Origin of the sequence: Hydrophilobacter chitinilyticus (assembly GCF_049860745.1) — a bacterium.
GTDB lineage: Bacteria > Pseudomonadota > Gammaproteobacteria > Burkholderiales > Burkholderiaceae_C > Rhodoferax_B.
Genome location: NZ_CP187561.1, coordinates 1,560,989 through 1,587,427, shown reverse-complemented (window position 1 = coordinate 1,587,427; position 26,439 = coordinate 1,560,989). Strand labels below are relative to the sequence as shown.

General features: G+C 58.5%; 22 protein-coding genes. 10 read left to right on the top strand and 12 right to left on the bottom strand.

Annotation, left to right across the window (positions count from 1 at the left end; all coding sequences use genetic code 11):
* Positions 1–33: 33 nt before the first annotated feature.
* Positions 34–1,128, top strand: coding sequence for a peptide chain release factor 1 (gene prfA / locus ACPWMG_RS07145; RefSeq protein ID WP_483303958.1), 1,095 nt, complete (start codon positions 34–36; stop codon positions 1,126–1,128).
* 12 nt (positions 1,129–1,140) lie between these two features.
* Here the strand turns inward: prfA and ACPWMG_RS07140 are convergent, their stop codons facing one another.
* On the bottom strand, positions 1,141–1,383 hold the full coding sequence (locus ACPWMG_RS07140) for a hypothetical protein (RefSeq protein ID WP_483303957.1): 243 nt from the start codon (positions 1,381–1,383) through the stop codon (positions 1,141–1,143).
* Between the two features lie 105 nt (positions 1,384–1,488).
* Here ACPWMG_RS07140 and prmC point away from each other — a divergent pair, with 105 nt between their 5' ends.
* From prmC to paeA, 4 genes are all read left to right on the top strand, one after another.
* On the top strand, positions 1,489–2,325 hold the full coding sequence (gene prmC / locus ACPWMG_RS07135) for a peptide chain release factor N(5)-glutamine methyltransferase (RefSeq protein WP_483303956.1): 837 nt from the start codon (positions 1,489–1,491) through the stop codon (positions 2,323–2,325).
* Between the two features lie 185 nt (positions 2,326–2,510).
* The gene (grxD, locus tag ACPWMG_RS07130) at positions 2,511–2,837 is read left to right on the top strand and encodes a Grx4 family monothiol glutaredoxin (protein ID WP_422833391.1); all 327 of its coding nucleotides are present in this window, start codon (positions 2,511–2,513) and stop codon (positions 2,835–2,837) included.
* Between the two features lie 193 nt (positions 2,838–3,030).
* Positions 3,031–4,026, top strand: a complete 996-nt coding sequence (locus tag ACPWMG_RS07125; RefSeq protein ID WP_483303955.1) for an AAA family ATPase — start codon at positions 3,031–3,033, stop codon at positions 4,024–4,026.
* Positions 4,027–4,094: 68 nt separating this feature from the next.
* Complete coding sequence (gene paeA, locus ACPWMG_RS07120) at positions 4,095–5,414, top strand: polyamine export protein PaeA (protein ID WP_483303954.1); 1,320 nt, start codon at positions 4,095–4,097, stop codon at positions 5,412–5,414.
* Between the two features lie 22 nt (positions 5,415–5,436).
* Here paeA and ACPWMG_RS07115 read toward each other — a convergent pair whose 3' ends face one another.
* The 5 genes from ACPWMG_RS07115 to ACPWMG_RS07095 are packed head-to-tail and all read right to left on the bottom strand — an operon-like array spanning position 5,437 to position 14,091.
* On the bottom strand, positions 5,437–6,282 hold the full coding sequence (locus ACPWMG_RS07115) for a S1 family peptidase (RefSeq protein WP_483303953.1): 846 nt from the start codon (positions 6,280–6,282) through the stop codon (positions 5,437–5,439).
* Between the two features lie 4 nt (positions 6,283–6,286).
* On the bottom strand, positions 6,287–9,064 hold the full coding sequence (prsT, locus tag ACPWMG_RS07110) for an XrtA/PEP-CTERM system TPR-repeat protein PrsT (protein WP_483303952.1): 2,778 nt from the start codon (positions 9,062–9,064) through the stop codon (positions 6,287–6,289).
* Between the two features lie 26 nt (positions 9,065–9,090).
* Positions 9,091–10,452, bottom strand: a complete 1,362-nt coding sequence (gene prsR / locus ACPWMG_RS07105; RefSeq protein ID WP_483303951.1) for a PEP-CTERM-box response regulator transcription factor — start codon at positions 10,450–10,452, stop codon at positions 9,091–9,093.
* Positions 10,449–12,560, bottom strand: coding sequence for an XrtA/PEP-CTERM system histidine kinase PrsK (gene prsK / locus ACPWMG_RS07100; protein WP_483303950.1), 2,112 nt, complete (start codon positions 12,558–12,560; stop codon positions 10,449–10,451). The genes prsR and prsK overlap by 4 nt, the downstream gene beginning before the upstream one ends.
* Before the next feature lie 46 nt (positions 12,561–12,606).
* Entirely contained in the window at positions 12,607–14,091 is a 1,485-nt protein-coding gene (locus ACPWMG_RS07095; protein WP_483303949.1) for a TIGR03013 family XrtA/PEP-CTERM system glycosyltransferase, read from the bottom strand.
* Positions 14,092–14,418: 327 nt separating this feature from the next.
* Between ACPWMG_RS07095 and ACPWMG_RS07090 the strand changes: the two genes are divergently transcribed.
* Together ACPWMG_RS07090 and ACPWMG_RS07085 are read left to right on the top strand one after the other, a co-directional pair.
* Positions 14,419–17,337, top strand: coding sequence for an aconitate hydratase (locus tag ACPWMG_RS07090; RefSeq protein ID WP_483303948.1), 2,919 nt, complete (start codon positions 14,419–14,421; stop codon positions 17,335–17,337).
* 61 nt (positions 17,338–17,398) lie between these two features.
* Complete coding sequence (locus ACPWMG_RS07085; protein WP_483303947.1) at positions 17,399–18,640, top strand: FAD-dependent monooxygenase; 1,242 nt, start codon at positions 17,399–17,401, stop codon at positions 18,638–18,640.
* 206 nt (positions 18,641–18,846) lie between these two features.
* Here the strand turns inward: ACPWMG_RS07085 and kynA are convergent, their stop codons facing one another.
* The 5 genes from kynA to ACPWMG_RS07060 form a co-directional block, all read right to left on the bottom strand.
* Positions 18,847–19,749: a tryptophan 2,3-dioxygenase gene (gene kynA / locus ACPWMG_RS07080; RefSeq protein WP_483303946.1), complete on the bottom strand. Its 903-nt coding sequence runs from the start codon at positions 19,747–19,749 to the stop codon at positions 18,847–18,849.
* 253 nt (positions 19,750–20,002) lie between these two features.
* Complete coding sequence (locus tag ACPWMG_RS07075) at positions 20,003–20,323, bottom strand: YkgJ family cysteine cluster protein (RefSeq protein WP_483303945.1); 321 nt, start codon at positions 20,321–20,323, stop codon at positions 20,003–20,005.
* Positions 20,320–20,883, bottom strand: a complete 564-nt coding sequence (locus tag ACPWMG_RS07070) for a hypothetical protein (RefSeq protein WP_483303944.1) — start codon at positions 20,881–20,883, stop codon at positions 20,320–20,322. The genes ACPWMG_RS07075 and ACPWMG_RS07070 overlap by 4 nt, the downstream gene beginning before the upstream one ends.
* Positions 20,884–21,011: 128 nt before the next feature.
* On the bottom strand, positions 21,012–21,953 hold the full coding sequence (argF, locus tag ACPWMG_RS07065; RefSeq protein ID WP_483303943.1) for an ornithine carbamoyltransferase: 942 nt from the start codon (positions 21,951–21,953) through the stop codon (positions 21,012–21,014).
* Positions 21,950–23,170: an acetylornithine/succinylornithine family transaminase gene (locus tag ACPWMG_RS07060; protein WP_483303942.1), complete on the bottom strand. Its 1,221-nt coding sequence runs from the start codon at positions 23,168–23,170 to the stop codon at positions 21,950–21,952. Before ACPWMG_RS07060 ends, argF begins: the two co-directional genes overlap by 4 nt.
* Positions 23,171–23,482: 312 nt before the next feature.
* On the opposite strand from ACPWMG_RS07060, the gene ACPWMG_RS07055 reads away from it, so the two are divergent.
* Positions 23,483–23,803 carry a DUF3579 domain-containing protein gene (locus ACPWMG_RS07055; RefSeq protein WP_483303941.1) on the top strand — a complete coding sequence of 107 codons (321 nt, stop codon included), beginning with the start codon at positions 23,483–23,485 and terminating at the stop codon, positions 23,801–23,803.
* Positions 23,804–23,897: 94 nt separating this feature from the next.
* On the top strand, positions 23,898–24,257 hold the full coding sequence (locus ACPWMG_RS07050; RefSeq protein ID WP_483303940.1) for a LysR family transcriptional regulator: 360 nt from the start codon (positions 23,898–23,900) through the stop codon (positions 24,255–24,257).
* Between the two features lie 184 nt (positions 24,258–24,441).
* Here ACPWMG_RS07050 and rpsT read toward each other — a convergent pair whose 3' ends face one another.
* Positions 24,442–24,741: a 30S ribosomal protein S20 gene (gene rpsT, locus ACPWMG_RS07045; RefSeq protein WP_483303939.1), complete on the bottom strand. Its 300-nt coding sequence runs from the start codon at positions 24,739–24,741 to the stop codon at positions 24,442–24,444.
* 119 nt (positions 24,742–24,860) lie between these two features.
* Between rpsT and murJ the strand changes: the two genes are divergently transcribed.
* Positions 24,861–26,429: a murein biosynthesis integral membrane protein MurJ gene (gene murJ / locus ACPWMG_RS07040; RefSeq protein ID WP_483303938.1), complete on the top strand. Its 1,569-nt coding sequence runs from the start codon at positions 24,861–24,863 to the stop codon at positions 26,427–26,429.
* The last annotated feature ends 10 nt before the right edge of the window (positions 26,430–26,439 follow it).

The window sequence follows — 26,439 nt, the reverse complement described above, 5'->3', positions numbered from 1 at the left end:
CCCTCCTCCTAGATTTTCCCCACAAGGATTCCCTTGAAAAACTTTCTCCGCCAACAGCTCGACCGCTACGCCGTGCGCCTGGCCGAACTCGACTTTCTGCTGTCGCGTGAAGACATCATGAAAGACATGCCGCAGTTCTTGCTGCTTTCGCGCGAGCACAACGATGTGGCGCAAGTGGCAGAGCGCTACCAGCGCCATCAACAACGCCAGGCCGACTTGGCGGCTGCACAAGAGATGCAGAGCGACCCCGAAATGGCCGACATGGCCGCTGAAGAAATTGCCTCCGCCGAAGCCGAGCTGGAAAAACTCGAAGGTGAACTGCAGCGCATGCTGCTGCCCAAAGATCCGGACGACAGCCGCAACGCGTTCATGGAAATCCGCGCGGGCACGGGTGGCGACGAGTCGGCGTTGTTCGCTGGCGACCTGCTGCGCATGTACACACGCTATGCCGAGCGCCAAGGCTGGCGCACCGAGATCATGAGCGCCTCAGAGAGCGAACTCGGCGGCTTCAAGGAAGTGGTGCTACGCGTCGAAGGCGACGGTATCTACGGTCAGTTGAAGTTTGAATCGGGCGGTCACCGCGTGCAGCGTGTGCCCGCCACCGAGACCCAGGGCCGCATCCACACTAGTGCCTGCACCGTGGCGGTATTGGCCGAGCCGGACGAAGCCGTGGCCATTCAGATCAACCCGGCCGATCTACGCATCGACACCTACCGTGCCAGCGGCGCCGGCGGCCAGCACATCAACAAAACCGACTCGGCCGTGCGCATCACGCACATCCCCACAGGCATCGTGGCCGAGTGTCAGGACGACCGCTCACAGCACCGCAACAAGGCCAAAGCGATGCAGGTGTTGTCGGCACGCATTCAGCAAAAAGATGCCAACGAACGCGCCGCAAAAGACGCCGCACTGCGCAAAGGCTTGATTGGCAGCGGCGACCGCAGCGACCGCATCCGCACCTACAACTTCCCACAGGGCCGCCTGACCGACCACCGCATCAACCTCACGCTTTACAAGCTACTGTTCATCATGGAAGGCGATTTGACCGAAGTGGTCGAGGCCTTGCGCGGATTCCAAGAGGCCGAGCAGTTGGCGGAGCTGGAAGTGGGCACGGCGGTGGGCGGCTAAGTCGCGAGAAGGTCACACCTCCAACGTGTAGATCTTGGCTTCTGCCAGTTCCTGCGCGTTGTGGCTGCTGAGCACCTCCAGCCACGGGCTACCGGGTTTGATGGGCTCGGCCACCAAGCCATGCAGCATGACCACCACCTCCTCGGACGAGGCGTCAATGTCGGACATGTGGCGCCGCTGGGCATCAAAAAACCGCGCGGTCATGCCTTCTTGCGTTTCGATCATCACCAAATATTTGACTGGCGTGCTTTCCATGACTGCTCCCTTTTGGCCTGAATGCAGGCTACAGCTTATGCGAATTGCCTCAACCCTGTGTAGTCCCCGCCCCTATCTTCTCCGCCACGATTCAAAATAAACGCCATGACTCTCGCCCTTGCCCTTCGCGCTGTCCAAACAATGGGGGTAGACCGGCTCGATGCTCAATTGCTGTTGCTGCACGTGCTGGGCCGTCAAGCCCATGACCGTGCTTGGCTGCTGGCCCACGACACCGACGCGCTGCCCGATGCTGCGCAAGCTACGCTGCTGGCACTGGCCGCGCGCCGCGTGGCGGGGGAGCCTCTGGCGTACATCACAGGCCAAAAAGAGTTCTTTGGCCTGGACTTGCAAGTCGATGCCTACACACTGGTGCCGCGCCCCGACACCGAGACCCTGGTTGAGTGGGCGCTTGAGGTGATAGGTTCAAACCCGGCACATGTGCTCGACCTCGGCACCGGCAGTGGCGCCATCGCCCTGGCCATTCAGCACGCGGCGCCGCAAACCCATGTCACGGCGGTTGACGCCAGCGCGGGCGCCCTGACCATGGCCCGCGCCAATGCCGAGCGGCTGGCGTTGCCGGTGACGTTTCACCATGGCTCGTGGTTTGAAGCGCTGCCTGCTGATGAAAACCAAGGTTTTGACCTGATCGTCTCCAACCCGCCCTACATCGCTGAACACGATAGCCATCTGCCGGCCCTCGCTTATGAGCCCCGCAGCGCACTAACCGCAGGTATCGATGGGCTAGACGACATTCGAATCATCGTTCGGCAAGCGCCGCAGCACCTGCAACCAGGCGGCTGGCTGCTGCTGGAGCACGGCTATGACCAAGCTTCAGCCGTGTGCGCGCTGCTGACGGACGCAGGGTTCACCGCCGTGCAATCGCGCCAAGACTTGGGCGGCCACACACGTTGCAGCGGCGGCCAGTTGCCAGCCCACCCTTGAAACCCAGCCTAAAATCACCATCTTGAGCATGAAGAAGATGCGTGAACCGCCATCTTTTTCATAGCAAAAACTGCTTTCACCAAGCTCCCTAATCCCATCACGCCACGCGAAATGCGCGGTAGTGAAATAATCCACACATTCAGTCGCGACCAACCCGACGACCACCCACACAAGGAGTTCCAAAAATGAGTGACGCACAAGAACGCATCGACGCGCTGGTCAAGTCCAACGAAGTGCTGCTGTTCATGAAGGGCAACGCCAGCTTCCCCCAATGCGGCTTTTCCGGCCGTGCCATCCAAGTGCTGAAAGCCTGCGGCGTGGACACCAAGTCCATCAAGACCGTGAACGTGCTTGAAGACGACGGCATTCGCCAAGGCATCAAGGAATACAGCCAATGGCCCACCATTCCACAGTTGTATGTCAAGGGTGAGTTCATCGGCGGCTCGGACATCATGATGGAGATGTACGAGTCCGGTGAGCTGCAACAAGTGCTCGGCACCAAGACCGCCTAAGCTACTTCAGCTTCGTCCACAAGCCCGCAAAGGTTCGCGCCTTTGCGGGCTTGTTCGTTTGCAGCATTCGAAACTAATGGGCGCATGAACTTGGCACAAATATGCAAAGACGCAACAAACCGTGAATAACGCACATTGCCCCTTGGCACGGCTTATGCTGGAATGAAGACGTCTTCTTCAGCAGGAGGTCCCGATGGAGTCACGCAGCCTTGTCCCGCATGCAGCCAGCTTTCATCTCCCGGTCGCCAGTGTGCGCAGCGTTTTCCAGACCCAAGACGTTGAACGCAAACTGGCCAAGTTACCGGGCCGCGAACACGAAAACCTGCGCACCACTTACGAACGCATGCTGGAGCGCGGCCCCGAACGCTTCCAGGTCAAGCCTTCTGGCGTGCCAAACATGAACCCGCTGTACGAGGCCCTGCCCAACTTCACCGATGTACTGGACGACGTACGCCGCCACGTCGCGCTGAGCCAAGATTGCCCCGATGGGTTAGAGGTCACCCCCATCTTGCTGCTTGGACCGCCGGGCATAGGCAAAACTCACTTCGCGCGCAAGTTGGCAGATCTGCTAGGCACCGGCATGAGCCTGGTGCCGATGAGTTCGATGACGGCTGGCTGGCTGTTGTCAGGCTCAAGCTCGCAGTGGAAAGGGGCCAAGCCGGGCAAGGTGTTTGAGGCGCTGGTCGACGGTGAATACGCCAACCCCGTGATGGTCATCGACGAGATCGACAAGGCCAGCGCCGATGCGCAATACGACCCATTGGGCGCGCTCTACAGCTTGCTGGAACACGACACGGCCCAGAGCTTCATGGACGAGTTTGCCGAGGTGGCGATTGATGCGAGCCAGGTGATCTGGATCACCACCGCGAACGATGCGCGCGGCATTCCCGAGCCCATCCTCAACCGCATGAACGTGTTTGAAGTGGAGTCACCATCACCCGAGGCCGCACGCCAGATCGGGGGCAATTTGTACAAATCGATTCGCGCCGAACATGGTTGGGGCCAACGCTTTCAACCCGCACCTACAGACGATGTGTTGGACGTGTTGGCCGAGCTGCCACCGCGCGAAATGCGCCGAGCGCTGATGACGGCCTTTGGCAATGCACGGCTTGATGCACGCGAGGCTTTAAAGGTAGACGATCTACCCCGCAGTGGCGCCAGTAAAACACGTATGGGTTTCATTCAGTAGCAGTTGCACCGAAGCTCGCTAAACTGGTGCTGCGCATGCCCACTTCAGGTGGGTGACGCGCAGCACCTATGAATTTTTCAACCAGTCTCCTGCTGATCGCAGCGCTGATCATCGCCAGCGCCTTCTTCTCCATCGCCGAAATTTCGCTGGCCGCTTCGCGCCGTGTACGGCTACTGCAGTTGGCTGACGACGGCGACAAGCGCGCCGAGCGTGTGATGCGGGTGCAAGACGACCCGGCCCACTACTTCACTGTCGTGCAAATCGGCCTCAATGCTGTCGCCATCCTGGGCGGTATCGTGGGTGAAGGTGCACTCAGCCCCAGCCTCACCATGATCTTTGCCGTATGGCTTGATCTTGATGTGGCTGAAACCGTGGGCTTTGCCTGCTCGTTCTTCGTCATCACGTCCTTGTTCATCTTGCTGGCCGACCTGCTACCGAAACGCCTGGGCATGACGCAACCGGAACAAGTGGCTGTGCGGGTCATTGCCCCGATGATGGTGTGCGTCACTGTGCTGATGCCGTTGGTGTGGATCTACAGCAAATGCGCTGACTGGCTAGCCCACTTGCTGGGGTTACCCACGGTGCGTGATGACCGCGTGACCTCGGCTGACATTCTGGCCATGGCCGAAGCCGGTACCCGCGCTGGCGTGCTCGAAGAACGCGGCCAGCGCGTGATCGAAAACGTGTTCGAGCTCGACATTCGCACCGTGTCGAGCGCCATGACGCCGCGCGACCACATTGCTTATTTCTTAACCGACGACCCCGACCACGTGGTGCGCCTGCGCATTGCGGCGGAGCCCTATTCCACCTACCCGGTGTGCGAGCGCGACATCGATCACGTGGTGGGCTACGTCGACGCCAAAGATCTGTTCCAGCGTGTGCTCAACAACCAAACCATTTCGCTTAAAGATGACGCACTGGTCCGCAAGGTGGTGATGGTGCCTGACCGTCTCACCTTGGGCGAAGTGCTCGAACAGTTCAGGCAGGTACACGAAGACTTCGCGGTCATCATCAACGAGTACAGCTTGGTGGTGGGCGTGGTCACACTAAACGACGTGATGAGCACAGTGATGGGCGACTTGATCTCCAATGCGCCAGAAGAAGACCAGATCGTGCGCCGCGACGAAAACTCCTGGCTCATAGACGGCATCACGGCCATTGAAGACGTCTTGCACGCCTTGTCACTCAGCGAGCTACCGCACGCCGAAGAATACGAAACCCTGGCTGGTTTCATGATGGTGATGTTGCGCCGTGTACCACGACGCACCGACACCGTGGTGTGGGGCAACTACAAGTTTGAGGTGCTCGATGTGGACAGCTATCGCATCGACCAGGTGATGGTGTCGCGCATCACGCCGAAGACGGAAGACACAGCCATCGCAAGTTGACGACGGCCTGAGGCAGGCCGTTTTAGCGTGGCTTTTGCCGCGCCAGCAGTTCGGCAAAAAACTTACTCGGGATAGCGTAGCTGATGCCCGAAGGATTGGTTAAAGCGGCCTCGCGTGTGCCTTTGACAAAGGTCGAATTGACCACGCCAACCACCTCACCCGTGGCGATATCAAATAGGGGCCCCCCACTGTTCCCAGGGTACGCCGTTCCATCCAGTTGAAAAATGCTGAAATTTCCGTCTCGCAAGCTGCGGATCACTTTTTCTGATAGCTGACGACCAGTCGCAGCAGGCAGAGAAATAGTGGTAATGGAGGAAATCATCGCACGATGGGTGACAGGCGAAAAACCAAGGGCACCGCCAATCGGAAAACCCATGAAGGCCACCGACTGCCCCTCTTTGACCGTATCTGAGTCACGCACACGCAAGCCCGGAAGTGGCGGGCCCTCGACCTGCAACGCCGCCACATCGTGCGTGGCGTCAATTTCAAGCACTGTCGCCCGCCGTGTTTCCCAGCCATCTTTGGAGGTGCGCACATTCACCACCAGGTCGCGACCGTCTTCCTCCTCTGGTGCCATCAACACATGGGCGTTGGTGATGACGCGGTTGCCTTCACCGACCACAAAGCCCGTACCACGTAAACCGAAACGTGGGCTGTTGGTGGCCTTGTAGTAACCCACAATCACCACTGAAGGTTTGACCTGTGGAATCACATCTGCCAGGTCTGCGCGTGCGGCAGAGGTCCAGCCCAAGCCACTCGCCAACACCGCAAGTGCCAGCCGCCCGCCAAAACCTCGGCGAGTCACAGCGGTACAACTCTCGCGAGAGTCGATACCTGGAATTGCGACGGTATCTCGCTCGACCGTCATCGCGTCAAAGGCTCTTCAGCATTTCGTCAACTTCAGCTTTGCCGGAAAACTTATCACCCAATTTGGCCAACTCCTGCAGTATGGGTTTAGCGTTGCTCTTATCGCCAGACTTCACATACACCTTGGCCAGATTCAGCTTAAACACAGGGTTATCCGGCTGCATCGCCAATGTCTTTTTGCTCCAGTCCAGCGCTTTCGGGTAATCGTTTTGATCAAGCAGCAGCATTGCCAATGTGTCCGTAAACGCAGCTTGCTTTGGCATCAGGTTGACCGCTTTTTCGGCATAACTCAGGGCCTTGTCTCTCCTCAACTGCCCACTGACCCAGGCCAAGTTATTCAGAGCTGGCGCGTTCTCAGGCTGGGCCTGCACCACCGCCCCATAGTACTTCTCAGCAGTTGGCATGTCTTTGCGCGTCAAGGCCGAATCGCCTAAATAGAACATAAACCCCATGTCATTGGGATGATCTTTCAGCCATGCGGCGGCAAATTGATCGGCTTCAGCCTTCTTTCCAGCCACGGTGTATGCCCCATGCACTTTAATCGCCAGTTCAACCGACCGCGTCGCCTTCAGTCCGGCTTGATAGGACTGCACTGCTTCATCCCATTTTTTCTGCGCAGCGAAAATGTCTCCTTCAAGAGCAAAACCTGCGGGTTCCTTAGGTCTTTGGCGCTGTATGGTACGGGCCGTATTCAAAGCCGCCTGATACCGTTCTGCGGACACGTCCAACATGATCAAACCACGTTGCGCAGGCAGCAAGTCTGGCTTGATTTCAATTGCCTTGGCCAAGCTCTGGGCAGCTTCTGTCTTTTTGTTATCAGCGAGGTAAGCCTCGGCCAGACGCAAGTGAGGCTGCGTAGCATTAGGCTGTTGGCTTGCCATTTTCCCGAAGGTCGCTAGCGCTTGATTGATGTCACCCGACAGCAGTTGGGTACGCCCCAATGCGTCTTGCAAGGTGCGATTGTCGGGCATGGCTGTCACGCCAGCTTGCGCGGCAACGAGTGCCTGCTTCACGTCTTTCTCACGCAGCATCAGTTCGATCAACATGATCCGCGGAGCGGCATCATTGGGATTCGCCGCAATAGCTTTGTTAATCAAATCAGCCACTTCTTGCTTGCTTGCGCCTTGGTTTTGGGCGAGTTCAGCCAAGGCCAGCATAGCCTGAGGGTTCTTAGGCTCCTTGGCCAAAACCGACTCAAAACGGGTCTTGGCCATATCTGGCTTTTTGTCGGCCAGATCCAGAGTAGCCAAACTTGCTACCGCCGGGAAATAAGTGGGATTTATCTTCAATGCTGCCTCAAAACTCTTGCGAGCTGCAGCATTGTTCTTCATCGCCAACTGAGTCTGGCCGCGCAAATTTGGAGCCAATGGACTGTCTGGTTGCTTCTTCTCAAAACCATCAATGGCCTTCAATGCCTTGTCATACTCACTACGGCGCAAATGCGCGCTGATCAGCGCTAAATCGGCCGTCACGCCAGAATCACTAGCAGCAATATCTTGTAGCTCACCAAATGCTGAGTCGACGTCACCCCCCATCATGTGGGTCAGCGCCAACGATGTGCGTTTCCGAGCATCCTTAGGATCCAACTTGGCCGATTTGGCAAAGTAATCTTGCGCTCGCGCCACATTCCCGTTTTGCAAAAATACTTCGCCCGCCAAGGACAAAAGATCAGCATCTTTGGGCTCAGGATTTAATGCCGGATTCAACGTGGCCATCGCCTTTTCCGGCTGCCCGCTTCGCAAGTAAGTCAGCGTTAACAAACGGCGTGCAGGCAGCAATTGCGGCACCGCTTGCAAGGTCTTACTTAAATAGACTTCAGCCTGAAGATAGGAGCGAAGCTGGAACTCGGCAGCACCAGCCAACTGCAGGGTTTTGACGTTGTCAGGTGCCACCCGCAAGATTTGCTGAGTGATTTCTCGCACCTTTTCATAGTTTCGCCCCTGATAGGCAATTTGCGCTTCGAAATACTTTGTTTGTGGATGATTGGGCGCCACTGCTTTCAAAGCATCCAGCTGTTTACTAGCGCCAGCAATATCTCCCTTTTGAAGATAGACAGTTAATGCCCCAGCATGGCCGGGCATATAGTCTTTTTTGACTTCAATCGATTTGTTGTAAGCTTGCAAAGCACCATCGGAATCCCCTTTGGCATATTGCAAAATGTCCGCCTTGAGGCGCCAGGTCTCAGGGTTATTTGCATATTTCACAACGAGCGCGTCAGCCTGCGTCAACGCCTCTGCTGAGTTGCCATTTGCGGCCTCCCGACGGGCCTGCGCCACCAATGCATCGACGTTATTGGGGTTGGCTGTCAATGCATTGTTCAGTGCATTTCGTGACTCGTCTGACTTCCCCTGAGCTGAATACGCATTGCTCAGTGCGATCAGAAACTCTGACTTGGCCTCGGGCGAAGTCAGCTGAACACCAGCCAGATCGTCCGTGATCTTCCGATATTTGCCTTGGACGGCCATGGCCTTGGCCAAAAGAGGAACGACCTTTTCATCGTCGTACTTCAAGCGACGGGCCTTATCCAACTCAATTTCAGCACCAGCCGGATTGCCAGAATTCAACAAAGTCAGCCCAAGCAGGTAACGGCCTTCGCCTGACTCTGGCTGCGCTTGCAGCGCATTTTTGATTTGAATCAGAGCGGCCGCATTATCTTTCTTCGCTAGATACTCTTTGGCAGAAGCCAACATTTTCTGAGGATCGTCTCCGCCACACGCCACGAGCACCAAGGGCAATAACGCCACCAAAAGTGCTTTAGAAAAATTTACTTGCTTCATGTCCATCAACATTCCTTATCCAATTCTCGGCATCACTTCAAACCAAGGCGGTGCATCAGGTCGTAAAGCGTCGGTCGACTCACGCCTAATAACTCCGCGGCCTTGGCGATATTTCCATTCACGCGACTCAATGCCTGAATCAGCGCACCTTTTTCTGCGTTTTCACGGATAACCCGTAAGTCCAACGACTGTTCTTCAATGCTTTCTTCAGAGATGGATAGGCCGATATCGTCAGCAAGAATCTGATTCCCGTCAGCCATGATGACCGCCCGTTTGATACAGTTTTCAAGCTCTCGAATGTTGCCTGGCCAAGAGTAGCTTTCGATACTTCGCAAAGCACCTTCACTCAGGTGCAAGCTACCCCGGTTTTGTTCCTCAGCGAAACGACGCAAGAAGGAGTGAGCCAACAGCGCGGCATCACCCTTGCGGCTACGCAGTGGCGGAATGTTGACCACAATTTCAGCCAAGCGGTAGTACAAGTCCTCACGGAAACGCCCTTCCTTACTCAGCGCATTCAGATCTTGGTGTGTTGCACAGACGATGCGGACATCAACAGGTATTTCCTGCCGACCGCCCACCCGTTCGATTGTTCGTTCTTGGATAAAACGCAGCAGTTTGGCCTGCAGCGGGAATGGTAGGTCGCCGATCTCATCCAGCATCAACGTACCACCATTCGCCGTCTCTATTTTTCCGATGGTGGTTTTGGCGGCACCGGTAAAAGCACCCTTTTCATACCCAAACAGTTCACTTTCGAGCAAATTTTCTGGAATAGCCGCGCAATTGATGGCCACGAATTTGCCCCCCTTGCGAGGAGAACTCTGATGAAGACCGCGGGCGAGCACTTCTTTCCCGGTACCACTTTCACCCAGCAACATCACGGTAGCGGTACTCGCCGCAACTTTTTCGATCGTGCGACAGATGCGAAGCATCTCGGGGTCTCGAGTCACCAAGCCGGAAAGGGCGTCCGGTTGATGCATGCTTTGCAGGCGCCGATTTTCCTTTTGCAATTCAAACATCCGAAACGCCCGCTCGATCGTGAGATTCAAAAGCTCAGGCTCAAAGGGTTTTGCAAAAAAATCATAAGCTCCCAAGGCCACGGCACGTAGGGCATTGGCTTGATCGTTTTGTCCCGTCAGAACGATGACCTTGGTGTCCGCTTGAGCAGAAAGTATTTGCTCCAACAACTTGAAGCCTTCAGAAACCCCATCGGCATCTGGAGGAAGCCCCAAATCCATGGTCACCACAGCCGGCGAATGGCGCCGCAATTGCACCAAGGCGCTTTCGCGATCAGACGCCGTCACAGAATCGAATTTATCGACCGACCACTTGATTTGCTTTTGAAGTGCGAGATCGTCTTCAACAATCAGTAAGGAACGTGCGGTATCCAAGCTCATGCCTCCTCCCGCTCGCGCAAATCGGAACCAAGCTGGACATCAAATAACGGAAGAAAAATACACACCCGAGTTCCTTTGGAGAGTTCACTATCGACCAAAATTTTTCCACCCACTTCCTGTACATACTGGAAGCTCTCATAAGCTCCAATACCCATACCTGCTTTTTTTGTTGTTTGAAACGGTTTGAACAGTCGCTCTCGGACAAACTCTTCCGACATGCCTTGCCCTGTGTCGCGCACTTCGATGCACGCTTGACCACTGACACGACCAAATTTCAACCAGACATGACCGGACGACTCGGTCGCATCAAACGCGTTCTGGACGACATGCCCAATGATGCGTTCCAGTCGCTCCTCGTGCCCTCTAGTGACCACGCGATCCGTCATCTCAACCTCCAACTGCCGGCCACGTTTAGCCGCCACAGCGGAGATGCGTTGGACAACGTTGAAAAGATCAACTCCAACAGCAACGCCAGTAGGGGTTGAACCCTCGCGCAATTGAAGCATCAGCTGCCGCATTCTGTCCAACGAATTCTCAACCGTCATCAGCATGTCTTGCTGAAATTCAGGGTTATCGTGCAGTCTTTTGGCATTCTTCATCATCAGTGACAACTGGGTCACGATGTTCTTGAGGTCGTGCACGACAAATGCCGACATTTTGTTAAATGCGTCAAACTTCCGAACTTCGAGCAAGGCTTCGGTGGCCTGCATCTGAGAGAGAAAGCTAGCGGCCTGTCGGCTGGCGGTTTTCAGAAGATCATTAACCTCCCAGTTCACATCAAAGTTCGTTCTGGCGCTGGCCAGCAGCACGAAACCAATCATGTTGTCGCCCACAATCAGCGGGACAACCAGCCACGCATGGGGTATCTCATGCAACCACGCAGGCAAAACCAGATCACCGTACCGCTGCGGGAACGAACGAAACTCAGCAAGGTTCACCACCCAGCGGCTTTTCATCAGGAACAGGCAGAAAGGTGAGTCGGCACTTTCCTCTATCTCGGTTTTTGCCAAATTCCAACGTGCCGTTTGTCTAAAAGCAGCATCGCCCCCACTTTTTAGCCAGAGGCCGCCGCCTGGGCTTTCCAGCATATCGGCCAAACCTCTAATCACCTTGTGACCCATTTCCTGCGGCACGTCGCTTGACGAAAGAGTTTGGGTGAACCTAAGCCATTCTTCCCGGTAATCGTAACGGTACCGGAAGAAATGCTTTCCAACAAACACCTTGAATTTGGCCCGAACAGATCCGGAAAAAGCCAAAATCATCAACACAACAAGCGCCGAAAAGATCAATCCCAATTGCAGTGCACGACCCCACTCGCCGCCGAAGTAGCGAACGTAATAGCCGACGCCGGAGATAAAAAGCAGGTAAATGCCAGCCGCAAACAAGGTTGCAGAATGAAACGCAGCCCTTTGCGAAATACGGATCTTGGTGATCCAGTCTCGACGCCGCAAAGTCGAAAGAAGCAGTAGCGGCATCATCAAAGCATGGACGAATCCGCGAATGCTGAGTGCGTCTGCGTCAAGCTTGTTGAACAACACGGCTTGGGAGTACAGGTACAAATCAAATAGAAACGTACCGGCCAGGCCCAAGCACAGTGGTTTGACGTTCCAGCGGGAATCTTCGGTGACGTTGCGGTAAACCTGCTCAAGCCACACCAAAGCCAAAACCGACATCGCCATGGAACTCATCAGCAGCAGATTAGAGTCCTCTGCAACCGAAGTTGGACGTATCCATGTCTGCCCCTGCACAGCAAAGCTGGCAGCCATCAGCAAAATGCTCACCAGTGGCAAAGCGGAGATAGAACTGGGTAGCCTGTCCGTTTGATTGGGGCGACACAGCACAACCATGAACCCCAGCCAGCCAGCGTAACGTCCCCAGTCCACCAAGCGCCCAAGCTGTTCATACAACGGATGGCCTGTAGAGAGAAAGCCAGCTTCCAGGGTGCCCCAGGCTGCGCTACAAAATACAGCCACGACAAGGGATACAGCGCTCAGCGCCAACGGCCGCGAAAGCGTGCTGACCCACAACAGGCGCAAAAGAAAAAGACCATAGACCAGTCCCACCAGTCCATAGCCCCATAACATCAAACCAAAATTTTCGCTATCCATTGTTCAGCCGTAACGAGCCCACGATAGGCATTGCGTCCAGGCCAACTTAGCGCGAGCCTTTTGCCAGAAGTACAACACCTACTGTTTCAAACAAAATCACGATGTCGAGAAACAACGAGTGATTTTTGACGTAGTACAGGTCGTATTGCAACTTCTCTGCCGAATCTTCCAGCGTTGCACCATAGTGGTACCGCACCTGCGCCCAGCCGGTCACACCTGGCTTCACACTTTGGCGCACCGCATAGTACGGAATTTGACGCGTGAGTTGGTCAACGAAATAAGGGCGCTCGGGGCGAGGGCCCACCATGCTCATATCGCCGGCCAGTACGCAAAACAATTGGGGCAACTCGTCAATACGGATTTTGCGGATGATGCGCCCCACTCGGGTCACGCGGTCATCTTGGGCGGCGGCCCAACGCGGCTTGCCATCTTTTTCAGCATCGGTCCGCATGCTGCGAAACTTGATCACATTGAACAAGCGGCCATTGAATCCGACACGCTCCTGCTTGTAGAAAATCGGCCCCTTGCTCTCCAATGTAATCAGCAGCATGGTGACCAGCATGATGGGCAAGCTGATCAAAATCAGCACCAATGCACTGAAGATATCGAACAAGCGCTTCACGAACGTGCGCAGACCATCTTGGCTAAAACCATCGCCAAAAATCAACCAGCCAGCGTTGACGGAATCAAGCCGGATTTGGCCTTTCGTTTTTTCGAAGTGGGTGGCAACGTCTACCACCCGCACACCGTGAAGCTTGCAGTCCAGCAACTCGCGTAAGGGCATACTGCCTCCCCGGCGCTCCATCAGTGCCACCACAATTTCATCGACTTCAAGCTCAAGTGCAGTATCAGTCAGCGATTTGTGCTTCGACAAAATACCCCAGGCAGACACTTCCGCTTCTGCTTCGTTGGGGCTGGCGTAGTAACCGACCACATCAACGTGCGGATCTTCATTTTTCAGCGTTTTGCCCACCAGTGCGGCGCGCGGCCCGGTGCCGAACACCAATACACGATGGCGCAGCATGGACTGCGGCGTCGAATGCGCCACATAGACACGGTGCAGCATCATGACCAACACCCCCAGCATGGCCGACATCACAATGGTTTCGCGATTGGCCAACTGCGACGGGAACAGCGCAAATACCAAGTATGTGAGCGGAACCGCCATGATGAGCGACAGCACAGCACGTGCACGAGATTGGCTCAGTGACCGGTTGTGCACGCGTTGGTAGAAGCCCAGCCCGGCATTGATCATCAACATGCCCAGCGCCAGCAGGCAGGCATGGCCGACGAGTGAGACAGTTGCGGTGGTGTCTTCGCCTCGCCATAAGACGGTGAGGAGCACCGCCAAAATCACCAGCCCCAAATCGAAGAAGACCTGCTGAAGTGTCCGCTTATGCAGGTAGTGGTTGAATAACTTGATCATGCTCGGAATACACCCTCTACACCAGCCAAGACCCGCAAGGATCGCCCCCCCACTGGCGCACCAAATGCCAACTGGACGATTTCCGAGTGTTTCAACCCGAAGCACTTGTTCGCTTTAATTGATATGGCCATGGAAATCAGTGCGTGCTTATGATTTTTTATATTGGTTCGAATGACGATATTAACCGCAGACGATTTGCGATTAATGAACCTTGGAATTATCACGCGCTCCTCAAGGCACCTCGTCAGTTGCTCCCTGCTAGAAGCAACATTTTTTGTGTATTCGACACGCTTTTTATAGTTTTGTACGCAAAAAAGTAATCCGTCACAGAGGCCAGCTATCGCGGCGATTGCTGACGAGAACCGCTTGGTCATCGCCAGGGATGCTCGTTTGGTCCACAATCAATTTCACCCACTCTGAAAGGCAACGTTGATGAAAAAGCCCGCACGCCTGAAAACGCCCCATCCCTTTGCATCCACGGTCAAGACGTTCAAGACCGCTTCCGGCACCTCCGGCAGTTTCTACTCACTGCCAGCACTGGCCAAGACCTACCCCAGCGTGAACCGCTTACCGGTGTCGATGCGCATCGTGCTCGAGTCGGTTTTACGCAATTGCGATGGCAAACGTGTCACAGCGCAGCAGGTCAAGGAGGTTGCTCACTGGCTTCCCAACGCAGAGCGCGTGGACGAAATTCCGTTTGTGGTGTCGCGCGTAGTTTTGCAAGACTTTACCGGGGTACCGTTGCTTGCCGACCTCGCTGCCATGCGCAGCGTGGCGCTCAAGCTGGGCAAAAAGGTTGGCCGCATCGAGCCCCTGGTGCCGGTGGATCTGGTGGTCGACCACTCCATCATGGTCGACTACTTCGGCACCAAGAAAGCGCTCGACCTCAACATGAAGCTGGAATTCCAGCGCAACCGCGAGCGTTACGAGTTCATGAAGTGGGGCATGCAGGCCTTCAAGACCTTCGGCGTGGTGCCGCCCGGCTTCGGCATCGTCCACCAGGTGAACCTGGAATACTTGGCGCGCGGCGTACACCGCACTTCTGACGGAGTGTATTACCCCGATACTCTGGTGGGCACCGACAGCCACACCACCATGATCAACGGCATCGGCGTGGTCGGCTGGGGCGTGGGCGGCATCGAGGCTGAAGCCGCCATGCTGGGCCAACCGGTTTACATGTTGACCCCAGACGTGGTGGGTTTCGAGTTGACCGGCCGCTTGCGCGAAGGCGTCACCGCCACCGACTTGGTGCTCAGCGTCACCGAGATCCTGCGCCATGCCAAGGTGGTGGGCAAATTCGTTGAATTCTTCGGCGAGGGCACGCGCACGCTCGCCCTGCCAGACCGCGCCACCATCGCCAACATGGCGCCCGAGTACGGCGCCACCATGGGCTTCTTCCCGGTGGACGAACGCACCATCGACTATTTCAAAGGCACCGGCCGCACCAAAACCGAGATCGACGCGTTTGAAGCCTACTTCCGCGCGCAAGGCTTGTTTGGTGTGCCGCTTGCGGGCGAAATCGACTTCTCGCAAGTGGTCAAGCTCGACCTGGGCGACGTGACCCCCAGCCTGGCCGGCCCCAAGCGCCCGCAAGACCGCATCGAACTGGGCAACGTGGCACACACCTTCCAGTCGCTGTTCAGCCTACCCACCGCAGAAAACGGCTTCAATCGCCCAGCGGATGAATTGGCGCAACGCCACGCGGTGTACCCCGAGATCCCAGCGCACACAGCCCCCGCCCATCCGCCAACACCCCATGGTGCGCCACGCCAAGTGGTAGAAATGGAAGGCAACAAGCCCACCATGGCGACCACAGTCGCCACCACGCACACCAGCCGCACCAGCGACATCACCGTAGGCAATGGCGACGTGTTGATCGCCGCCATCACCAGTTGCACCAACACCTCCAACCCCAGCGTGTTGCTGGCCGCAGGCTTGCTGGCAAAGAAGGCGGTCGAAGCGGGCTTGAAGGTGCAGCCGCACATCAAGACCTCGCTGGCTCCCGGCTCGCGCATCGTCACCGAATACCTGACCGAAACCGGCCTGCTGCCCTATCTTGAAAAGCTGGGCTTTGCGCTGGCTGGCTACGGCTGCACCACGTGTATTGGCAACGCTGGCGACCTCACGCCCGAACTGAACGAGGCCATCACCAAGAACAACTTGGTGTGCGCCGCCGTGCTCAGCGGCAACCGCAACTTCGAGGCGCGCATCCATCCCAACCTGAAGGCCAACTTCCTGGCCAGCCCTCCGCTGGTGGTGGCCTACGCCATCGCCGGCACCATGAAGCGCGACCTGATGACCGAGCCCGTGGGCATTGGCCGTGGCGGCAAAGAGGTCTACCTGGGCGACATCTGGCCCAGCAGCGACGAAATCCACGCCCTGCTGAAGTACGCCATGAACGGCAAGGCTTTCCGTGCCAACTACAGCAAGGTGAAGTCCGAGCCCGGCAAGCTGTGGGAAAAGATCAAGGGCGTGGCCGGCGACGCCTACACCTGGCCCGCCAGCACCTACATTGCCGAACCGCCATTCTTTAAAGACTTCGCGCTTGAATTGGGCACACCGAGCGCAACGGAAGAAAGCTCAGACGGCAACTCCAAAGATGCGGTTTCGGTACACCGCGCCACCATCATGGCGCTGTTCGGCGACTCGATCACCACCGACCATATTTCGCCCGCCGGTTCCATCAAGGAAAGCTCGCCCGCCGGGCAATGGCTGCTGGCCAACGGCGTGCAAAAAGCCGACTTCAACAGCTACGGCGCACGCCGCGGCAACCACGACGTGATGATGCGCGGCACCTTCGCCAATGTGCGCATCAAAAATCTGATGATCCCGGCGCTAGCCGACGGCTCGCGCGAAGAAGGCGGTCTGACGCTCTACCAACCCACTGATGCCGAGGGCGGCGCGCCGCTGAAGATGCCGATCTACGACGCCGCCATGCGCTATATCGCAGACAACCGGCCCACCGTGGTTTTTGCGGGTGAAGAATACGGCACCGGCTCGTCACGCGACTGGGCGGCCAAGGGCACGCAGTTGCTCGGCATCAAGGCCGTGGTGGCGCGCAGCTTTGAGCGCATCCACCGCAGCAACCTGGTGGGCATGGGCGTGTTGCCGCTGCAGTTCTTGCCGGGCGTGAGCTGGCAGACGCTGGGGCTCACAGGCCGCGAGCACATCGACATCTTGCCCTCGCCCGACCTCAAACCGCAAAGCCAGGCCACCATGGTGGTCCACCGTGAAGATGGCACGCGCGAAGAGGTGCAATTGATTTTGCGCATCGACACGCCGATCGAGGTGGACTACTACCGACACGGCGGTATCTTGCCGTTTGTGCTGCGTCAATTGCTGGCCGGGTAAGACAACAACAGTCTGCATTTGGACCCCGTTTTGATTTGTAAAAAGCGGCAGAATTCGGGGTATGGCGAAACAGGTATTGATCGCGGGGGGCGGCATTGGCGGCATGGCTGCCGCTCTGGCCTGCGCCCGCGCGGGTTGGGGCGTGCAGTTATTCGAGCGCGCGCCCGCGTTCAGTGAAGTCGGGGCGGGCATTCAGCTCGGCCCCAACGTCACGCGCCAACTCAACGCATGGGGCCTGGAGCCGTTGATCGCCGAATTCGCGGCCCTGCCCCAGCAACTACAGGTGCGCGATGCCACCTCGGGCGAAACCTTGGGCAAGCTGCGCCTGGGCGAGCAAACCCAAGCGCGTTATGGCGCCCCCTATGTCACCATCCACCGTGCCGACCTGCACCGGCTGCTGCATTCCGCCGTTGAACAGCAAGCTGCAGCCCAAGTTCACCTGAACGCGCCGCTGCGCCAGTTCAGCGAAAACCGCATAAGCGTCAAAGCCCAGCTCTCGGTTCCAGCAGGCCAAGTGACGACCTGCGGTACAGAAGTCGAGGGCGACGCCCTGGTGGGCGCCGACGGCTTGTGGAGCCCCGTGCGCCAGATCCTCTTGCAAGACGGCCAGCCCGAAGTGGCCGGCCACCTGGCGTACCGCGCGCTGGTGCGCCAAGCGGCGTTGCCCGAAGCGCTGCGCACCCAGAACATCACCGTGTGGCTGGGTTCGCGTTTGCATGTGGTGCAGTACCCCGTGCGCGGTGGCGAATGGCTGAACGTGGTGGCCATCGTGCAGGCCCGTCTGCCGGGGCCAGTGCAAAACCTGGGTCCCGAGCGCCTGGACCACTGGGACCACTCCGCCAACGCCATCGAACTGCAACGCGTGCTGGCCGACACCTGCGGCCCGCTGCAAGACCTGGTGCACGCCGTGGGCCATTGGCGCCTGTGGGTGCTGTGCGACCGCCCGCCCATGCGCGGCCCGCAAGAACATGCTTTAGGCCGCGTGGCGTTGCTGGGCGACGCGGCCCACCCCATGCGCCCTTACCTGGCGCAAGGCGCCGGCATGGCCATTGAGGACGCCGCAGCACTAGGCCAGGCCCTGGGCCAGGCGCTCACCCCATCGGCCGACGTGCCCGCCGCCCTGCGCCGCTACGCCCAAGAACGCTGGCAACGCAACGCCCGTGTGCAAGCCCGCGCCGAACGCAACGGCCGCATCTTTCACGCGACAGGCCCCGTGCGCTGGGGCCGTAACCTGGCCATGCGCCTGGGCGGAGAACGCCTGCTCGACATGCCTTGGTTGTACGGCCCGAGCACCGCTGCATAAACGCTACAAAATAAATAGCTTTCTGCGCTTATCCAGAAAGCGCTGAGAGCACTTTTTCCTTAAACAGCGTCGCCCCCGCCACAAGCGCATGAGGGCAGCCCCCGCCCCCTTGGAAACATCGCAGAACTGGCTCTGCCAGGCTGCAGATGTTGCCCCCTGCAAGGGGGTTGGCAGCCACACGAAGTGGGCAAGACTGGGGGTGAGCCTCAAAGCGCCGTTCTTAGCGTCCAGATTTCAGGGAACAGCACCACGTCGAGCATCTTGCGCAGATAGCTCACACCGCCCGTACCACCGGTGCCGCGCTTGAACCCAATCACCCGCTCCACCGTCGTCACATGGCGGAACCGCCAAAGCCGGAACGCATCTTCCAAGTCGGTGAGTTCTTCGCCCAATTGGTACAGATCCCAGTGGTGCGACGGGTCGCGGTACACCGTGAGCCAGGCTTGCTCCACCTCGGCACTCGCCACATAAGGCTGACGCCAATCACGCTCCAGATAGGCCGCAGGCACGGCAATGCCCCGGCGCGCCAGCAGGCGCAGCGACTCGTCGTACAGCGACGGTGCGGCGTAAGCCTCTTCCACCGTGGCCAGCAGATCGGGCCGGTGCGCGTGCGGCTTCAGCATGGCGGCATTTTTGTTACCCAATGCGAATTCGATGCGGCGGTATTGGTGACTCTGGAAGCCGCTGGAGCTGGCGAGATACGGGCGCATGGCGCTGTATTCGGGCGGCGTCATGGTGGCCAGCACGTCCCAGGCGTGCACCAGTTGCTCCATGATCTTGCTGACGCGCGCCAGCATCTTGAATGCGCTGGAGAGATTGTCTGCCGCCACACAGGCGATGGCCGCATGCAGCTCGTGCAACATCAGCTTCATCCACAGCTCGCTGGTTTGGTGCTGCACGATGAACAGCAATTCGTCATGCGCAGGAGACAGCGGTTTTTGCGCACCCAAAATCGCATCGAGCTGCAGGTAGTCGCCGTAGCTCATGGACTGGCTGAAGTCGAGCTGCGCGCGCTCTTCGATGACGATGCTTTCGGGTTTGCCGGTCGACTCGGGGACAACATTAGCCGTGGTGTTGGGGGTGGCGCTGGAGTGGGCGTGGGGACACATGAAAAATTACCTCGGGTTCAGCAACGGGCTGTTTGCGTTAACAGCGCCGCAAATCACATGCCTGACTCGCTCAGCATCTTCGGCAAATCACCAAAAACTGTGCGGTTCAAGCAACAAGAGGCGAAGTTTGCATCTCCGAAAAAACCCGTTGTGTCGGTTATTTGCAACGACTCGCAAATATTCCTTGCGCTCAAAGTCCAAGTCTCCCGCCGAATTCACGGGTGGAACAAAGTTAGCAATTGGAGGCTAAAGGCTAGAAAAAGTCCGCGCCCAACGGCGTCATGCCATGGCGCTGCCGCGCGCGGCCACAAGCGTCGCTACCAGCTTCGAACTCGCGGCAGGGAGATGGCCGCCATTCGTAGATGCCGCAGGCCACACGTTCGCCAATACGCCCACCCAACGCACCGCAACGCGCGGGCACGTGGTCGGTGCCACGCAGGCGGCACAAGCTGTCGTTGAGTTCAGTGGCCAAACCGGCGGGCACGTGGCCGCCGTGCAACTCAGATTCTTCGCGCGCAAAGTCCACACGAAAGCTCGCGCAGCAGGCGCCGCAACTCAGGCAGGGGTGGCTCACTTCGCACCACCTTGCACAGCACCCTCGACCACACTGCGCACCCGCTGCAGCATGCGTCGACGAATCAAGCCGCTGACTGGGCGGATCAGCAGCCAATAGGGCGTGAAGCGGCGGCGCGTGGCGGCATCGGGGCAGTCCACGCGGGTCTGCGTGGTGAGCAGAGTGCCTCCGGGGGCGGCTACGGCGGAAAAGTTGAGCACAAGCCGGGGCACGGCGCGTAAAGCCTCGAAGGCGCCCGCGTCGGCCACGGGCACCAGGCCGTAATCGGCATGCCAGAAGTGGCCAGCGAGGCCGTAGGCGATTTCATGGTCGCCGTCGCGCCCCAACCAGGTGAAGTTATGCAAGCCCATGGGCCGTTGCGGCAAAGCAGAAGCGCGGCCAAAGCGCGCCAGCAGGCGGCTCGGCGCTTCGCGCAGGTTGATGAACGCTTGCACCAGCGGATCGTCCTGCGCCAGCGAGGCGGGAATGGCGTCGAGCACCGCAGCGGGCGAAGCCGCCACCACCAGCGCGTGCTGCTCGGCAAACTGGTAGCGCGGCAGCAGGCGCTCGATCAAATGCATCGCCAACCCATGAGGAAATCAGGCCAACTTGCCCAGCAGCAAATATTCCATCAGCGCTTTTTGCGCGTGCATGCGGTTTTGACTACGCCGAAACGCAATGCCTGCCCTGCGGTCAGCCGCCTCGCACTTCATGCGAGTCGTCCGAGCAAAAGGTACTCCATGAGTGCCTTTTGCGCGTGCATTCTGTTTTCTGCCTCGTCCCACACCACAGACTGCGGGCCGTCGATCACGTCCGCATCCACTTCTTCACCACGGTGGGCGGGCAGGCAGTGCATGAACAGCGCATCCGGCTTGGCCACGCGCATCATCTCGGCGTCGACACGCCAGTCGGCAAAGGCTTTGCGGCGCGCGTCGTTTTCGGCCTCGTAACCCATGCTGGTCCAGACGTCGGTGGTCACCAGGTCGGCGCCCGCGCAGGCTTGCATGGGGTCGGTAAAGACCTTGTAGCTGTCGCTGGAGCGCACGCCGGCCACCGACTGATCCACCTCGTAGCCGCTAGGCGTGCTGACGTGCACGGTGAAGTCCAGAATCTCGGCCGCCTGCAGCCACGAGTTCGCCATGTTGTTGCCGTCACCCACCCACGCCACCGTTTTGCCTTTGATGGAGCCACGGTGCTCGATATAGGTGAAGATGTCAGCCAGGATTTGGCAAGGGTGGAACTCGTTCGTCAGCCCGTTGATCACCGGCACACGCGAGAACTCGGCAAAACGCTCGAGCTTGTCCTGCCCAAAGGTGCGGATCATCACGAGGTCGACCATGCGGCTGATGACCTTGGCGCTGTCTTCAATCGGCTCGGCGCGGCCCAACTGGCTGTCGCCGGTGGTCAGGTGCACCACCGAGCCGCCCAGTTGGTACATGCCGGCTTCAAAGCTCACGCGGGTGCGCGTCGAAGCCTTTTCGAAAATCAGCGCCAGCGTGCGGTCGGCCAGCGGGTGGTGTTTTTCGTACGACTTGAACTTCTTCTTGATGAGCGCAGCGCGCTCGAACAGGTAGGCGTATTCGTCAGCCGTGAAGTCGCTGAACTGCAGGTAATGCTTGATGCTGGCAGGAGTAGTGGGTACGGTGCTCATGAGGCCACGGGTTCGGCAAGGAACGCTTTGATCAAAGGACACAGGATAGCGACAATTTCATCTGCCTCAGCCTTGGTGAGGATGAGCGATGGCACCAGGCGCACCACGCTGTCGGCGGTCACGCTCAGCAGCAGACCCGCATCGGCCGCGCGTTGCGTCAACACACCGCAGGGGCGGTCGAGGTCAACGCCCAGCATCAGGCCGTGACCGCGCACTTCGCGCACGCCTTTCACACCAGCCAAAGCGGCTTCAAGCCCGGCCTTCAGGTGCGCGCCCACCACGGCAGCGTTTTCCAGCAGGCCTTCTTCTTCCATGATCTTGATGGTTTCCACACCGGCGCGCATGGCCAGTGGGTTGCCACCAAAAGTAGTGCCGTGGTTGCCGGGTTGGAAAATGTTGGCCGCGCGAGCGCCCGCCACCACCGCGCCGATCGGCACGCCCGAACCCAGGCCCTTGGCCAGCGGCATCACGTCCGGCTTGATGCCGGCCCATTGGTGCGCAAACCACTTGCCGGTGCGGCCCATGCCGCACTGCACTTCGTCGATCATCATCAGCCAGTCGCGCTCGTCGCATAGCTTGCGCACTTGCTGCAGGTATTCGTTGCGCATGGCGTTGATGCCGCCTTCGCCCTGAATGGTTTCAAAGAACACGGCCACCACGTTGGGGTTGCCTTCAGTCGCTTGCTTCAGGGCTGCGATGTCGTTGAGCGGCACGCGAATGAAACCTTCGACCAGCGGGCCAAAGCCGGCTTGCACTTTTTTGTTGCCGGTGGCCGACAAGGTGGCAATGCTGCGGCCGTGGAAAGCGTGTTCGTAGACCACGATTTCAGGCTTTTCGATGCCCTTGTCGTGGCCAAATTTGCGTGCCAGTTTCAGCGCGGCTTCGTTGGCTTCCAGGCCAGTGGAGCAGAAGAAGGTTTTGCCCCCCTCGGCGGTCAGCCCTGCCAGATCCACCAGCTTGGCCGCCAGCTTTTCTTGGTTGGGGATGTGATAGTAGTTGGAGCTGTGGATGATTTTGGCGATCTGGTCTTGCAGCGCGGGTACCAGCTTGGGGTGGTTGTGGCCCAGCGTGTTGACAGCAATGCCGCCCAAACCATCCAGATACGCCTTGCCGTTGACGTCCCACACGCGCACACCTTGGCCATGCGACAGTGCGATCGGCAGGCGACCGTAGGTGTTCATGGTGTGGGGGGATGCGGCCTCAATAAAAGCGGTCATGTGGTTCTCCAAAAACGTGACAAGTGACGGGGTTTCAGCGCAAGATACGCATGTTCCAGCAGACGCTTAGATGCCGCTGAAAGGCAATTCTAGGCGCTGCAGCCAACTGCTTATTTGACAATTCCGCATCACTGCAATGCACCTGCGTCGTTCTATGGAAATCGGGATCAAGTCTTATATAAGATATAATTTTGCTGCGATGCAACAGTGCGAATCTGCCGCACCATTTGGTAGATTCGTGACACGCTTCGCCTCCGGTAACATCGGTTCAAAAAGCCGTCACGCCGGTCAAATTCAACACAGCCCCATCAGATGACCCCCACCCCGAGCAAAGAAGTCTTTATCCAGGGCATCACCAGCGATGGCCGGGCTTTCCGGCCCAGTGACTGGGCCGAGCGCCTGGCTGGTGTGTTGGCACAATTTCGCCCCGGCGGCCCACAGCCCGGCGGCCACCTGAGTTATTCGCCCTGGTGCGTGCCCACCACCATCAACGGTGTGAAGTGCGTGATCGTCAACCGCGAACTGCGCGACTACGACGTCATGGCCTGGGACTTTGCGATGAACTTTGCGCGCGACAACGGCCTTCAAGTGGCTGAAGCCTGCCTGATGCCCGACGAAGCCAAAAAGGTTTAGGTAAAGACCAGCGGAAAACCCTGGACCACAGGGTTTTGTCATAAATGTTTGGCACAAGAGTTGCATCATCAAAGCAACTTTTCCTGCCAAGCCCATGCAACGCTCTAATGCTCCGCTCGACCGCCAGATGCTCCGCGTCTTGGTCACCCTGCTCACTGAAACCAGCCTGCAACGCGCCGCCGAGTGCCTGCGCCAAACCCCTGAAGCCATTGAAAACGCCCTGCACAAGCTGCGCCGCGTGTTCCGCGACGATTTGCTGCAAACCGTAGGCACCGCCCTGGTGCCCACCGCACACGGTTTGACCGTGCTGGAAAGCGCCCGCACCGCGCTGTGGGCGATTGAAGACCTGATGGCCGAAAGCAGCGCCATGCCGCGCCGCAATGCACAACGTCAACATCCCTCGGGCGCGGACGCTTGTGAACTGGCCTTGGCGCACGCCGTTCCGGCCTGCTGAGCGACCAAAACCGATCACCCCAATGGAAAAGCCGCTAGGTTTGCACCTGGCGGCTTTCTTTTTTGCGCACCTGAAACGAAAAAACCCTCGGAGCTTTCACTCCGAGGGTTTCTTGCTTTTTGCTTTGCTGGCAGCGCACCCACACAACGGCGGACTGAAATCAGTCCGGGCGGTGCGCTTAAATTTAAGCGGCTGCGAGGGCCAAGGCTTTCACCTTGGAGCTCAGACGGCTCTTATCGCGAGCGGCCTTGTTCTTGTGGAAGATGCCTTTGTCGGCAACGGTGTCAACCACAGCTTGCATCTTGGCAAACAGTTCGGTTGCCTTGGTCTTGTCGCCAGCGAGAACAGCCTTTTCGACGTTCTTCACAGCGGTACGGTACTTGGAACGCAGCGAGGTGTTCGCAGCGTTGATCTTGATGTCTTGGCGGACGCGTTTACGGCCCGACGCCAGGCGTGGGTTCTTTTTCTTTGGTTTGGTTGCCATGATATATATTCCTTGAGGTTAGAGGGATGTTGCCAGCAAAGCCCACCATTATAGCAAGGGCCCGGACACTTGCCAAAAGCTACACCTGGCAGCCCCATAGGCCGGGCTACACTCAGCCCGTGAGTCTATTCAAAGCCGCCTCCACCATCTCCCTCTTAACGCTGGCCTCCCGCATCACCGGGTTGGCACGTGAGCTGTTGATGGCCTCGCTGTTTGGGGCCAGCGCCATGACCGACGCCTTCAACGTCGCGTTCCGAATCCCCAACCTGTTTCGCCGCCTGTTTGGCGAGGGAGCCTTCAGCCAGGCTTTTGTGCCGGTGCTGGCCACCAGCAAAGCCAAAGACGGCGAAGAAGCCACCAAACAACTCGTCGACCATGTAGCCACCGTGCTCACCTGGGTTCTGGTGGCCACCACGGTGCTCGGTGTGATCGGTGCGCCGTTCATGGTCTGGGCCCTGGCCAGCGGCTTCGAGCAAGACCCGCACGGCTTCGAAGCGGCCGTGTTCATGACCCGGCTGATGTTCCCCTACATCGCCTTCATGTCGCTGGTAGCGCTGGCGTCGGGCATTTTGAACACCTGGCGCCGCTTCGCTGTGCCTGCCGCCACGCCGGTGTTGCTCAACATCGCCATGCTGGCCGCCGCCTGGTGGGGCTCGCCTTGGCTGCAGGCGCGTGGCATTGAACCGATTTACGCCATGGCCGGCGGCGTGATCCTCGGCGGGGTGCTGCAATTGGTGGCGCAAGTACCCTCGCTCGTCCAACTCGGCATGCTGCCGCGCATCGGCCTGACCTGGCGCGCGTTGCGCATCGCCTGGCAAGACCCCGGCACGCGCCGCGTCGGCAAGCTGATGATGCCGGCGCTGCTGGGTGTGGGCGTGGCCCACGTCTCGTTGCTCATCAACACCCAGATCGCCTCACACCTCGGCCCTGGCAGCGTGAGCTGGCTGGGTTATGCCGACCGCTTGATGGAATTCCCCACCGCGCTGCTGGGCGTGGCCCTGGGTGTGGTGCTGATGCCGCAACTCAGCGCCGCGCGCGCGGCCGGCGACGACGTGCGTTACTCGGGCATGCTCGACTGGGGCCTGCGCCTGGTGGTGGTGTTCTCGGTGCCCAGCGCCGTGGCCCTGCTCACCTTTGCACAGCCGCTGGTGGCCACGCTCTACCACTACGGCAAGTTCACCGAACACGACGTACAGCAAACCACGCTGGCGCTGATGGGCTACGGCGTCGGCCTGATCGGCCTGGTCGCCATCAAGGTGCTCGCCCCCGGCTTCTACGCCAGCCAGAACATCCGCACCCCGGTGATGATTGCCGTGGCGGTGCTGATCCTCACGCAGTTGTTCAACATCGTGATGGTGCCGTGGCTGCAACATGCCGGCCTGGCTTTGTCGATTGGCCTGGGCGCGCTGGTCAACGCCACCTGGCTGCTCATCGGCCTGCTGCGCCGTGGCAGCTTCAAGCCCAGCCCAGGTTGGGGCGTGTTTTTGCTGCAGGTGATCGCAGGCAGTGCGCTGCTCGCGGTGTTCTTGATCTGGGCGGGCTCGGCCGTGGCCTGGACGGAAGTCCGAGGCTTCAAGCGCATTACGCTTTTGACCGGCGTTCTAGCGGCGTCAGCAGCTATTTATTTCATAGCCACCTGGGCTGCTGGATTGAAGCTGCAGAAATTGCTCAAGCATTCCGCAGACTGAGTCTGGCGCT

Bases quoted from the DNA above. Each gene is read 5' to 3' on its own strand.
- ACPWMG_RS07140 (WP_483303957.1), bottom strand. From the start codon at position 1,383: ATGGAAAGCACGCCAGTCAAATATTTGGTGATGATCGAAACGCAAGAA.
- prsT (WP_483303952.1), bottom strand. From the start codon at position 9,064: ATGGACATGAAGCAAGTAAATTTTTCTAAAGCACTTTTGGTGGCGTTA.
- ACPWMG_RS07085 (WP_483303947.1), top strand. From the start codon at position 17,399: ATGGCGAAACAGGTATTGATCGCGGGGGGCGGCATTGGCGGCATGGCT.
- prsR (WP_483303951.1), bottom strand. From the start codon at position 10,452: ATGAGCTTGGATACCGCACGTTCCTTACTGATTGTTGAAGACGATCTC.
- kynA (WP_483303946.1), bottom strand. From the start codon at position 19,749: ATGTGTCCCCACGCCCACTCCAGCGCCACCCCCAACACCACGGCTAAT.
- paeA (WP_483303954.1), top strand. From the start codon at position 4,095: ATGAATTTTTCAACCAGTCTCCTGCTGATCGCAGCGCTGATCATCGCC.
- prsK (WP_483303950.1), bottom strand. From the start codon at position 12,560: ATGGATAGCGAAAATTTTGGTTTGATGTTATGGGGCTATGGACTGGTG.
- ACPWMG_RS07060 (WP_483303942.1), bottom strand. From the start codon at position 23,170: ATGACCGCTTTTATTGAGGCCGCATCCCCCCACACCATGAACACCTAC.
- ACPWMG_RS07115 (WP_483303953.1), bottom strand. From the start codon at position 6,282: ATGACGGTCGAGCGAGATACCGTCGCAATTCCAGGTATCGACTCTCGC.
- argF (WP_483303943.1), bottom strand. From the start codon at position 21,953: ATGAGCACCGTACCCACTACTCCTGCCAGCATCAAGCATTACCTGCAG.
- ACPWMG_RS07055 (WP_483303941.1), top strand. From the start codon at position 23,483: ATGACCCCCACCCCGAGCAAAGAAGTCTTTATCCAGGGCATCACCAGC.
- ACPWMG_RS07050 (WP_483303940.1), top strand. From the start codon at position 23,898: ATGCAACGCTCTAATGCTCCGCTCGACCGCCAGATGCTCCGCGTCTTG.
- ACPWMG_RS07125 (WP_483303955.1), top strand. From the start codon at position 3,031: ATGGAGTCACGCAGCCTTGTCCCGCATGCAGCCAGCTTTCATCTCCCG.
- grxD (WP_422833391.1), top strand. From the start codon at position 2,511: ATGAGTGACGCACAAGAACGCATCGACGCGCTGGTCAAGTCCAACGAA.
- prmC (WP_483303956.1), top strand. From the start codon at position 1,489: ATGACTCTCGCCCTTGCCCTTCGCGCTGTCCAAACAATGGGGGTAGAC.
- rpsT (WP_483303939.1), bottom strand. From the start codon at position 24,741: ATGGCAACCAAACCAAAGAAAAAGAACCCACGCCTGGCGTCGGGCCGT.
- ACPWMG_RS07090 (WP_483303948.1), top strand. From the start codon at position 14,419: ATGAAAAAGCCCGCACGCCTGAAAACGCCCCATCCCTTTGCATCCACG.
- ACPWMG_RS07070 (WP_483303944.1), bottom strand. From the start codon at position 20,883: ATGCATTTGATCGAGCGCCTGCTGCCGCGCTACCAGTTTGCCGAGCAG.